Annotated in this window: 11 protein-coding genes; 1 reads left to right on the top strand and 10 read right to left on the bottom strand. The window is 39.0% G+C overall.

Annotated elements, in window-relative coordinates:
* Positions 1-144 precede the first annotated feature (144 nt).
* Positions 145-333: a 50S ribosomal protein L28 gene (rpmB, locus tag ACFVT8_RS11150; protein ID WP_004227417.1), complete on the top strand. Its 189-nt coding sequence runs from the start codon at positions 145-147 to the stop codon at positions 331-333.
* Between the two features lie 379 nt (positions 334-712).
* On the opposite strand, the gene spoVM is transcribed toward rpmB, so the two are convergent.
* Genes spoVM through def form a run of 10 tightly spaced genes read right to left on the bottom strand, consistent with a single transcriptional unit; the run spans position 713 to position 9,737 of the window.
* Positions 713-814, bottom strand: coding sequence for a stage V sporulation protein SpoVM (spoVM, locus tag ACFVT8_RS11155; protein ID WP_156304606.1), 102 nt, complete (start codon positions 812-814; stop codon positions 713-715).
* Positions 815-832: 18 nt separating this feature from the next.
* On the bottom strand, positions 833-1,486 hold the full coding sequence (locus tag ACFVT8_RS11160; protein ID WP_387079913.1) for a thiamine diphosphokinase: 654 nt from the start codon (positions 1,484-1,486) through the stop codon (positions 833-835).
* Positions 1,483-2,151: a ribulose-phosphate 3-epimerase gene (gene rpe / locus ACFVT8_RS11165; RefSeq protein ID WP_387081476.1), complete on the bottom strand. Its 669-nt coding sequence runs from the start codon at positions 2,149-2,151 to the stop codon at positions 1,483-1,485. Before rpe ends, ACFVT8_RS11160 begins: the two co-directional genes overlap by 4 nt.
* Positions 2,152-2,153: 2 nt before the next feature.
* Positions 2,154-3,038: a ribosome small subunit-dependent GTPase A gene (gene rsgA, locus ACFVT8_RS11170; RefSeq protein ID WP_387079911.1), complete on the bottom strand. Its 885-nt coding sequence runs from the start codon at positions 3,036-3,038 to the stop codon at positions 2,154-2,156.
* A gap of 11 nt (positions 3,039-3,049) precedes the next feature.
* Positions 3,050-5,041, bottom strand: a complete 1,992-nt coding sequence (gene pknB / locus ACFVT8_RS11175) for a Stk1 family PASTA domain-containing Ser/Thr kinase (protein WP_387079909.1) — start codon at positions 5,039-5,041, stop codon at positions 3,050-3,052.
* A 2-nt stretch (positions 5,042-5,043) separates the two neighbouring features.
* Positions 5,044-5,793 (bottom strand): Stp1/IreP family PP2C-type Ser/Thr phosphatase, encoded by a 750-nt coding sequence (locus ACFVT8_RS11180; RefSeq protein ID WP_387081475.1) that lies wholly within the window; start codon positions 5,791-5,793, stop codon positions 5,044-5,046.
* Between the two features lie 6 nt (positions 5,794-5,799).
* On the bottom strand, positions 5,800-6,942 hold the full coding sequence (gene rlmN, locus ACFVT8_RS11185; RefSeq protein WP_387079907.1) for a dual-specificity RNA methyltransferase RlmN: 1,143 nt from the start codon (positions 6,940-6,942) through the stop codon (positions 5,800-5,802).
* Positions 6,942-8,303 carry a 16S rRNA (cytosine(967)-C(5))-methyltransferase RsmB gene (rsmB, locus tag ACFVT8_RS11190; protein ID WP_387079905.1) on the bottom strand — a complete coding sequence of 454 codons (1,362 nt, stop codon included), beginning with the start codon at positions 8,301-8,303 and terminating at the stop codon, positions 6,942-6,944. Before rsmB ends, rlmN begins: the two co-directional genes overlap by 1 nt.
* Positions 8,300-9,241 (bottom strand): methionyl-tRNA formyltransferase, encoded by a 942-nt coding sequence (gene fmt, locus ACFVT8_RS11195; RefSeq protein WP_387079903.1) that lies wholly within the window; start codon positions 9,239-9,241, stop codon positions 8,300-8,302. Before fmt ends, rsmB begins: the two co-directional genes overlap by 4 nt.
* 1 nt (position 9,242) lies before the next feature.
* Positions 9,243-9,737 (bottom strand): peptide deformylase, encoded by a 495-nt coding sequence (gene def / locus ACFVT8_RS11200; RefSeq protein WP_387079901.1) that lies wholly within the window; start codon positions 9,735-9,737, stop codon positions 9,243-9,245.
* Positions 9,738-10,112 lie beyond the last annotated feature (375 nt).

The raw sequence follows: 10,112 nt of genomic DNA on the forward strand, positions 1-10,112 counted from the left end.
TTTTTGTCTGTAAAGGTTTTTTTCTTGAAAGGTTATGTGAAAACTGTTGCACTGAACGTCATCGTATGTTAAATTATTATGGTATGTGAAATACCGAACTGAAATAATAATCTTTCAGCATCAACAGTAAGGAGGGAATACAACATGCCAAAACAATGTGTAATCACTGGACGTAAAGCTCGTACTGGTAACAACCGTTCCCACGCTATGAACGCTAACAAACGTACTTGGGGTGCTAACCTTCAAAAAGTTCGTATCTTAGTAGACGGTAAACCAAAACGTGTATGGGTTTCTGCTCGTGCATTAAAATCAGGTAAAATCGAGCGCGTTTAATCGTTGCTTCCAAAAAATCGATTTCGCATTTGGCGCAAATCGATTTTTTTCTGTCTTATTAACTGGGCACACTACCAACCGCCTTTGTGAATATTTATATAATAAAATGACTATGCCGCTAGAAATTACTTCTCATAGTAATTCCTAGCGGCTTTCATTACATATAGCAGCACAACAAAACACCTATGCAGAATGGCAGTTACGATATAATAAAGTATAGTTCTTCAACAAAGCGAGGGGTTGATTTCCGTTCCGACTGGGCGCTTTGTTGCTGACGCTACGCTTTCGCACAGAGCAGAGCTTCCTGGAAAGGAAATCATCCACCATAATATTCAAAATGAATTTGTTTTTCAATACTATAAGAAAAATCCGACTAGTGTTAGTCGGATTTTTTTACTTTCTTTTCTTTTTTAAACATGTTGATACACGTACGCGTAATACTACTTACAAATTTCGGTAGCTGGAACGTATATACTTTCAGGACTCTCTCCCCCTTACGCTAATCTATGCTTCTTATCATTAAACATATGCCTTGCGAGAAAGATATAGACCCTGAATTCCCTATTATTTCATTACTTGTGAAGCGAGATGTACCGAGAGAGATTTCTTCATTTGTTGTTTCATACTTTACTTGTCTTAATGTCACATCTTTAATCGGCTCTTCATGTGCAAAGAAAGACAAATAACGATATTGCTCGTCTGCTTCAATGATGTGCTTGCCTGGCATTAAAAATTGCATCATATTTGCATGATTAATAATCTTCAATACTACCTGTGGATGCTCTTTTTGTAAACGATAAATCGAACGAACTGCTGCCTCATAATGATCTAAACGTCCACCTGTAACACCTGTAAGTACAATTTCTAGCGGTGTATAGGTCAAAGCTTTTAATAACGCTAAGTCTGTGTCAGTTTCGTCTTTTTCTTCCTGGAATCGTTGTCTATCATTTGTATGTGCCATCACCAACTCGTACTCCTCTTGCGATAGTGAGTCAAAATCTCCTACTATGGCATGTGGTGTGATTCCTTGTTCGATTAAGTATAGTGCTCCTCGGTCTGCACCGATAAATAACACATCACTTTGCTCTATATACGGACTAAATGAACAGAGTTCCTCTCTTGGTCCACCTGCACAAACAACGACTACTGTCATCCTTGAATCGCTGCCTCACCAGCGGCTAAAATTTCTTGTAAGGCCGCGGAACGATCTTCTTTACTATAAATAGCGGAGCCAGCTACAAAAATTGTTGCTCCTGCTTTTGCACAAGGAATAATTGTCTCTGCATTAATGCCACCGTCGATCTCTATAGCAATATCTAGATTACGTTCTTTAATAATAGTTGCTAATGCTTCAATTTTTGGCACAACAGAATGAATGAATTTTTGTCCACCAAACCCTGGATTCACTGTCATGAATAACACCATATCAATATCTTCTAAAATGTGTTGAATAGATTCTATTGGTGTATGAGGATTTAATACAACACCAGGTTTGACTCCATATGAGCGAATTAATTGAATCGTACGGTGTAAATGGCGGCAAGCTTCTACATGCACCGTAATATAGTCCGCTCCTGCCTTAGCGAATTGTTCAATATATTGATCGGGATTTTCAATCATTAAATGAACGTCTAGCGGTAAATCAGTTAAAGGACGAATGGCATCTAATACGATAGAGCCAAAAGAAATATTTGGCACAAAATGACCATCCATAACATCGATATGAATAAGCTGTGCCCCCGCCTTTTCTACTTCCTTTACTTCTTCTCCTAATTTAGCGAAGTTAGCTGCTAAAATTGATGGTGCTATTTGTATCATCATTAATACCTCGGCTTTCGATCCATAATTTCTTGCATAAATTGTTCGTAGTGTTTATAACGATAGTCACGAATTTCTCCCGCTTCTACCGCTGCCTTTACTGCACATTTAGGTTCCTTTAAGTGTAAACAGCCTCTAAATTTACAATCATCTGCAATACGGGCCATTTCAGGGAAGCATGCACCTAATTCTTCTTTTTCTATTTCATCAAAATCAAATGAACTAAATCCTGGAGTATCTGCTAATAAGCCGTCACATACTTCGATTAATTCGACATGGCGAGTCGTATGTTTCCCACGTCCTAAGCTTTGTGAAATAATTCCGGTTTTTAAATTTAAATCTGGAATCAAAGTATTTAGTAGTGTGGATTTCCCAACTCCAGATTGCCCTGCTAATACAGAAGTCTTTTCCTTTAAAATCGGCTGTAGACGATCAACTAATTCTTCTTCATCCTTATAGGTTTGTAGCACGGTATAACCCATGCTTTCATAATCTGCTATATAGCCTTGCAATTCCTCACGTTCATGGTCTTCTAGCAAATCCAACTTTGTTAAACAAATAATCGGATGAACATGAAATGACTCTAAAACAACCAAGAAACGATCCAGTAAAATTGTATTAAAATTAGGTTCTTTGACAGAAAACACTAAAATACCTTGATCGATATTGGCTATTGGAGGACGTACTAATTCATTTTGACGTTCCATAATTTTTCGGATAGTACCGTCCGAGCCTTCTGTTTCCAGAGTATATTCTACCATGTCGCCAACGAGTGGGGATTCCCCGCGATTGCGAAATACCCCACGTCCTCGACATTGTACTAGTTGTTCTCCATCATATACATAGTAATAACCACTTAATGCTTTACGAATTTGGCCTTGCGCCATCCAATTCCCCCTTATTTAACATCATCAGAGCTGAAACTATCTTCAGCAATGATTTCCGAATCACGTATAACTTTATATGCGCCTATTTGGCCCTCTTCAATGACAAGCTGTATTTTATAGTCTGTATCAGCCGTAATAGTAAATGAATCAGCTGCTGATGACATTGTATGGTTTTTATCTTGAATCACAATACGAATATTTTGCTCCATACCTTCCTCAGCTGGTTCATATGGTATTTTCACAGCCACAGTTTTTACCACAGTTTTTTTAGGTTTTTCGGCAGGTCCTTTACTTATAACTACCGCTATTGTAGATCCTACTTCAACTTCAGTCCCAGGTTTTGTCAATTGTGAAATAACACTCCCGGCAGCTACTGTATCATTAAAGTTTTCTGAAGAAATACGCCATTTTAAACCTTTCCTACTTACATATTCATCCATTTCAGCCTTTGTGTAATTCACAACATTATCTACGGTAACCATTTGCACTCCGGCGCTTACAGTAAATTTCATCGTTGTATCTTTAGCAATTACTTCTTCTTGAGGTTTCGGTTCTTGATCAATAATTGTTCCTTCTGGCTCTGTTGAATGCACAGACTTAATTTCTGGCTCTAAAAATTTATCCTTTAACATTGATCGAACTTGGCTGATTTGCTGTCCTCTATAATCTTCCACTTTCGTCGTTTCTACTCCAAGACTAACGATTAAATCTATTTCCGTACCTTTTATACGCTCCGTACTCTCCGCAGGGTCTGTTTCAATGACTTTACCCTTTTCAACGTCTTCATCATAACGCTCCTGAGGTTCTTTACCAACAGTAAAACCTTCTGCCACTAATTTCTTCGTAGCTTCCTCAACTGTCATATTAGCCACACTAGGTATAGGTATCTTTTTCGGGCTAAATGAATCTGTGGCAAAGTAAACGAATAGGAAGATAGCGATAGCTGCTATTACTAGTCCAGTAACAACTATTGGCCATTTTTTCTTTTTCTTTTTCTTTACAGGTGCTGCCTTTTCAACTGGCTTTTTAGCCTCGGGTTTCGGCTTTGACTGCGTAATTGGTTCAATTGCTCTTGTCTTCGTTAAATCTTCGTCTTTACGTATAACTGGCTCTCTTATAATCGGAATAGCCTTTGTCACTTCATTATCTTCCGGTATGACAAACTTCGGTTCATTGATACGATTTGGCGATAAAATTGTTTCTAAATCTGCTTGCATTTCTTCTACAGTTGAATAACGATGAGAAGCATCTTTCGCCGTAGCTTTTAGCACAACATTTTCCACACTTTGAGGAATTGTAGCATCGAATGCACGAACTGACGGTGTCTCGGATTGTAAATGTTTAAGTGCGATCGAAACAGCTGACTCTCCTGAAAATGGCAATTCCCCTGTTAATAATTCATATAAAACAATTCCCAGCGCATAAATATCAGATTTGTTTGTTGCCGTACCACCACGAGCCTGCTCTGGTGATAAATAATGCACCGTTCCAAGCACGGAGTTCGTTTGTGTAAATGACGTTGCGCTAAGTGTCATCGCTATGCCAAAATCAGTTATTTTCACATTGCCCTCAGCATCCATTAAAATATTTTGAGGTTTTATGTCACGATGGATAATATGATTTTCATGAGCATTGGCAATTGCTGATGTTAACTGCTTCATAATATGCACACTTCTAGCAGGAGAAATTGGTGCAAATTCCTGTATGTACTGCTTTAATGTTTTTCCTTGGACATATTCCATCACAATATAATGTAGATCACCATCATCACCTACATCATAAATACTAACGATATTTGGATGTGTAAGGCTTGTAGCAGAAAGTGCTTCACGTTGGAAACGTCGATGTAATTCATCTTCATTGGTAAAATCATAGCGTAATATTTTGATCGCTACATCACGGTTTAAAATCATGTCATGTGCTAAATAAACATTGGACATACCACCGCCACCAATAAGCTCTATAATTTTATAGCGGTCACTTATTCGTTTACCTACAAGCATACTTACACCTCCTCATCTTGCCTTGTGACTAGCACGAGGGAGATATTGTCTTCCCCCCCGCTTGCATTTGCTAATTCCACAAGTTTTCGTCCTTTTTCTTCTATTGAATCTGGATACGTAATAATTGATGCCATTTCATACACTGTAAGTTTATTGCTTAAACCGTCAGAGCAAATGAGTAAATACGATTCTGATGCTAAATCAACTTCGTAAAAGTCTGGTTCAATCGTTTCTTCTGTACCAACAGCTTTTAAGATGAAATTTTTCTTCGGATGCGTCAACGCCTCCTCTTCACTAATTTCACCATTTTCAACCAGAACATTTACATAGGAGTGATCTCTTGTTATTTGTTGTGCACCATCATCAAAGAAATAATACACACGACTATCGCCAACATGTGCGATATAACAATGATTTTTTTCAATTAACACTGCAATAAACGTCGTGCCCATTCCTTTACAGTCTTCATGTGATAAAGAATAGTCGTATATACTTTTATTCAATTGCTTGACTGCTTGTAATAACCATTCTTTTTTTGTTGTTGTTGATGCAAAATGATGTGCCTCTGCCTGTAAAAAAACGGATTCTATCTTTTTCATCGCCATATCACTCGCTACATCGCCAGCATTATGACCACCCATGCCGTCCGCTACAAGTGCTAGTGCAAGCCCGTCTGGACGTTTAAAAAATGCCGCGCGGTCTTCATTGATTGCTCGTTTTAACCCAATATCACTTTCGACTGTGTATTCCAACACTGGTCACCTCGTCTCTTCAGATCTCTCTTGCGCACGTAATTGACCACACGCAGCAGCAATATCAGAACCTTGCTCACGGCGGATCGTTACGTTAATACCATTTTTCTTTAATGTTTTTTCAAAGGCAAAGATTTGACTACGGGATGTGCGAACATAATCACGTTCGGGTACGTAGTTTACAGGAATTAAGTTCACGTGGCATTTAATTCCTTTTATTAATGCAGATAATTCTTCTGCAATTTCAACTGAATCATTTTCACCAGACATTAAACCATACTCAAAAGTTACACGTCGGCCAGTTTTTTTAGTATAGTAACGAACAGCTTCCATTAATTCATCCAATTTGTAAGCACGTGCAATTGGCATTAGTTTTTGACGAGCCTCTTGGTTCGGTGCGTGTAAGGATACTGCAAAGTTGATTTGTAGCTGTTCCTCAGCGAATTCGTAAATTTTAGGAACAATTCCTGATGTGGAGACAGTGATGTGACGCGCACCAATATTTAACCCTTTTTCATGGTTGATGACTTTTAAGAAGTTCATCATCGCATCATAATTATCGAAAGGTTCTCCAATACCCATAATGACGATATGTGACACACGCTCGCCCAATTCATCTAAAGTTTGTTGTACTTTGACAACTTGCTCTACAATTTCCCCTGCTAGTAAGTGACGTTTTAATCCACCTAAAGTTGATGCACAAAACGTACAGCCAATTCGGCAGCCTACTTGTGTCGTTACACAAACAGAGTTCCCATATTCATGACGCATTAATACAGTTTCAATCGAATAGCCATCTTGTAATTGGAATAAAAACTTGATAGTACCATCTTTTGATTCCTGTTGAATAATTGTTGACAATGTCGTCAATGCAAAACTTGCTTCAAGCTTTTCACGTAATCCCTTTGAAAGGTTAGACATTTCTTCAAATGTTTTTACACGTTTATTATAAAGCCAATCAAAAATTTGTGCTGCACGGAACGATTTTTCACCGTTTTCCGTTAACCATTCTTCTAATTGTTTCGGCTGTAATGAGTATACCGATTCCTTTAAATTTGGTTTTTCTTTTTTTGCACGTCGAACAGGCTTGTCTTCTGCTTCAACAACTAAGTCGTTTATACGCTCATTAAATTTATCTTGATCCACCATTAGTTGGATCCTCCTTTTTTACGAAAGGCGGCAACGAAGAAACCGTCACTGCCAAAGTCTTGTGGAAAGACTTGAAGCATGCCATTTGCTTGCTTTTCCGCTAATTTTGTTGGTAAAGATTCTAGTTGTATAGCTTCCATTTCTGGATGCGTTGTTAAAAAGGCCTCTACAGTACCTTCATTTTCTCTTTTATCGACTGTACATGTACTGTACACAAGCTTACCATCTATTTTCAATACTTTTGTTGCAGCATCTAATAGCGCTAATTGTATTTTTTGGAGGTTTTCTAAATCTTCCTCACGCTTTGTATATTTAATATCTGGCTTGCGGCGCATAACACCTAAACCACTACAAGGCGCGTCGACTAAAATAGCATCGAATGATTCTAATTGTAGAAAATCTGGTGCTTTACGTCCGTCAACCGGAGCAGTCTCTACTATATCAATCCCTAGACGATCCGTATTATGGTCGATTAAATCTAATTTATGAGGGTGAAGGTCGGTTGCTAAAATCGAACCTTCATTTTTCATAATCTCTGCTATATGTGTTGTCTTTCCACCTGGAGCTGCACACATATCTAAGACGCGCATGCCAGGAGATGGATGCAAAACATTTGCTGGAATCATGGAGCTTTCATCTTGAATAGTTATAAGCCCTTCTTGGAATGCCTTTGTTCGAGCTGGTTGGCCATTTGTTACATGTAAGCATTCAGGCATTAGATCGCTTCTTTTCGCTGATAATCCTTCAGCTTCTATGCTAGCAATCGCTTGCTCAACGCTTGCTTTCGTTGTATTTACACGTACAGTTTGCACCGGAGGTACATTATTTTCATGTAACATTTCAGCTGCTACTTCAATACCGTAGTTATCGACAAAGCGCTGTACTAACCACTCAGGATGACTCGTTTCAATAGCAAGGCGCTCAATTGGATCTTTAATTTCATCAGTAGAAGCTACACCTTGACGTAAAATAGATCGTAAAATACCGTTGACCATTGAAGCAATGCCTTGGTGACCTCGACGTTTAGCAATTTCTACAGCTTCATTCACCGCTGCATGTGGTGGTATACGCGTTAAATAATGCATTTGATATAAAGATAAACGTAACAGCCAACGCACCCAATGATCCACCGAGCCACGAATGAAGGGCTCTAAATAGTAGTCAAGTGTCATTTTATATTGTAGAGTGCCATACGTTATTTCTGTTAAAAGTGCACGATCCTTTGCTTCAATTTTATGGCGCTTTATTGTTTCATTTAAAAGTAAATTACTATAGGCTTGATTTTTATCTACTGCTAACAGAATAGAAAGTGCAGCATCACGCACATTTCCATCCCAAATTACTACGCTTTTTTTACTCATTTAAATTGGTCCCCAATCTGTAATTTAGAACCTGTACCACGCAAGTATTCCTCTGCTGTCATGCGCTTTTTACCAGCTGGTTGTACATCATACAAGGCAAGTGTTGTACCATTTCCTGCTGCAACTTCAAAATGATCCTTTGAAATCGCAACAACTTCACCGGGTGTAGTATCGTGCTTTGTTTCGCCAACCTTTGCCCACCAAATTTTAAAGTTTCCATCTTCAAATGTTGTATAGGCAACTGGCCATGGATGAAGACCACGCACTTGATTGTATAAAGTTGTAGCATCCTTTGTCCAATCGATACGTTCCTGTTCACGTGAAATATTGCTAGCAAAGGTTACTTGTGCTTCATCTTGCACTGTACGATTATTTGTTCCATTTATAATAGAAGGAAGTGTATCTTTTAATAATTCGCACCCTACAACACTAAGCTTGTCAAACAGTCCACCCGTATGATCATCCTCTTCAATTGGAATAGCCTTTTGAGATACGATATCACCAGCATCAAGCTTTTGCTCCATATACATGATTGTTACACCAGTCTCTTTTTCACCATCAATAATTGCTTGGTGGATAGGTGCTCCGCCACGATACTTCGGTAAAAGTGACGCATGGACGTTAATGCAACCAAGCGGTGGAGCATCTAGTAATTCTTTCGGCAAAATTTGTCCAAAAGCAGCTGTGACGATTAGGTCAGGCTGTAAATCAATAATTTGCTGCAATTCCCCAGAACCGCGTAGCTTTTCAGGCTGAATGACATGTAAACCTAACTCCATAGCTGCTGCCTTAACAGGTGGTGGTGTTAGCACACGTTTACGCCCAACTGGACGGTCTGGTTGTGTAACTACAGCTTTAATATCATAGCCTTCATGATGTAGCATACGCAGAATTGGCGCGGAGAAATCAGGTGTTCCCATAAAAATTATTGAAGTCATATTATTCCTCCTCTTCAGCGTACATTGCTTCAAGCTCTTCTTCAGTGACAATACGTTTGATTTTTGAATCAAATAACACGCCATCTAAATGATCGATTTCATGTATAATCGCTCTTGCATCAAAGCCTCCCGCTTCTAGCTCATATACTCGTCCTTCACGGTCACACGCTTCAATTTTCACATAGTCAGGTCGTTCAACCTCACCGTATAATCCTGGGAAGCTTAAGCATCCTTCAATATCTACTTCGGCTCCATCCGTTTCGATAATAGTTGGATTAATCATTTCTAAAATATCTCGTTCCTCACCAAGCTCGACAATTGCAACGCGTAATCCTACATTTATTTGTGGTGCTGCAATACCAACGCCATCGTATTCAACCATTGTGTCATATAAATCATCTAATAATGTAATTATTTCTTCATTAATTTCTGTTACTTCCGCGCACGGTGTTGATAATACCTTTGCTGGATGTTCTACAACTTTTTTAATTGCCATGTTATGTTCCTCATTTCTATATTTAAGGCTTATACCTTGTCTAATTGTAACGCTACATCATAATGTGGGGTTGATTTCCGTTCCGGCTGGGCGCTTTGTTGTTGCTGTCGCTTCGCTTTCGCACAGAGCAGAGCTTCCTGGGGGCGTTCGATGAGCCGCTTCGCTTCGCTGCAGGGTCTCGGGCCAACACGATGTTGGTCACGAAGGCGTTATCACAGGACGTGATGGTTTCAGCCTTCGTTCCTCTATTGGCTAATCCCCGAGGAGTCGCCCAACCTCCACTACAATCAACTTATATACATTACATACGTTTTAGCAAAATGTCACACCCAACTTTCGGTGATAGGACAAAGTCTATTAGAAATTCCACTTGAT

This window comes from Lysinibacillus sp. NPDC058147 (assembly GCF_042884205.1).
GTDB lineage: Bacteria > Bacillota > Bacilli > Bacillales_A > Planococcaceae > Lysinibacillus.

Excerpts from the sequence above, each read along its gene's own strand:
- rlmN (WP_387079907.1), bottom strand. The coding sequence starts at position 6,942 with ATGGTGGATCAAGATAAATTTAATGAGCGTATAAACGACTTAGTTGTT.
- def (WP_387079901.1), bottom strand. The coding sequence starts at position 9,737 with ATGGCAATTAAAAAAGTTGTAGAACATCCAGCAAAGGTATTATCAACA.
- rsmB (WP_387079905.1), bottom strand. The coding sequence starts at position 8,303 with ATGAGTAAAAAAAGCGTAGTAATTTGGGATGGAAATGTGCGTGATGCT.
- rpe (WP_387081476.1), bottom strand. The coding sequence starts at position 2,151 with ATGATACAAATAGCACCATCAATTTTAGCAGCTAACTTCGCTAAATTA.
- ACFVT8_RS11160 (WP_387079913.1), bottom strand. The coding sequence starts at position 1,486 with ATGACAGTAGTCGTTGTTTGTGCAGGTGGACCAAGAGAGGAACTCTGT.
- pknB (WP_387079909.1), bottom strand. The coding sequence starts at position 5,041 with ATGCTTGTAGGTAAACGAATAAGTGACCGCTATAAAATTATAGAGCTT.
- fmt (WP_387079903.1), bottom strand. The coding sequence starts at position 9,241 with ATGACTTCAATAATTTTTATGGGAACACCTGATTTCTCCGCGCCAATT.
- rpmB (WP_004227417.1), top strand. The coding sequence starts at position 145 with ATGCCAAAACAATGTGTAATCACTGGACGTAAAGCTCGTACTGGTAAC.
- rsgA (WP_387079911.1), bottom strand. The coding sequence starts at position 3,038 with ATGGCGCAAGGCCAAATTCGTAAAGCATTAAGTGGTTATTACTATGTA.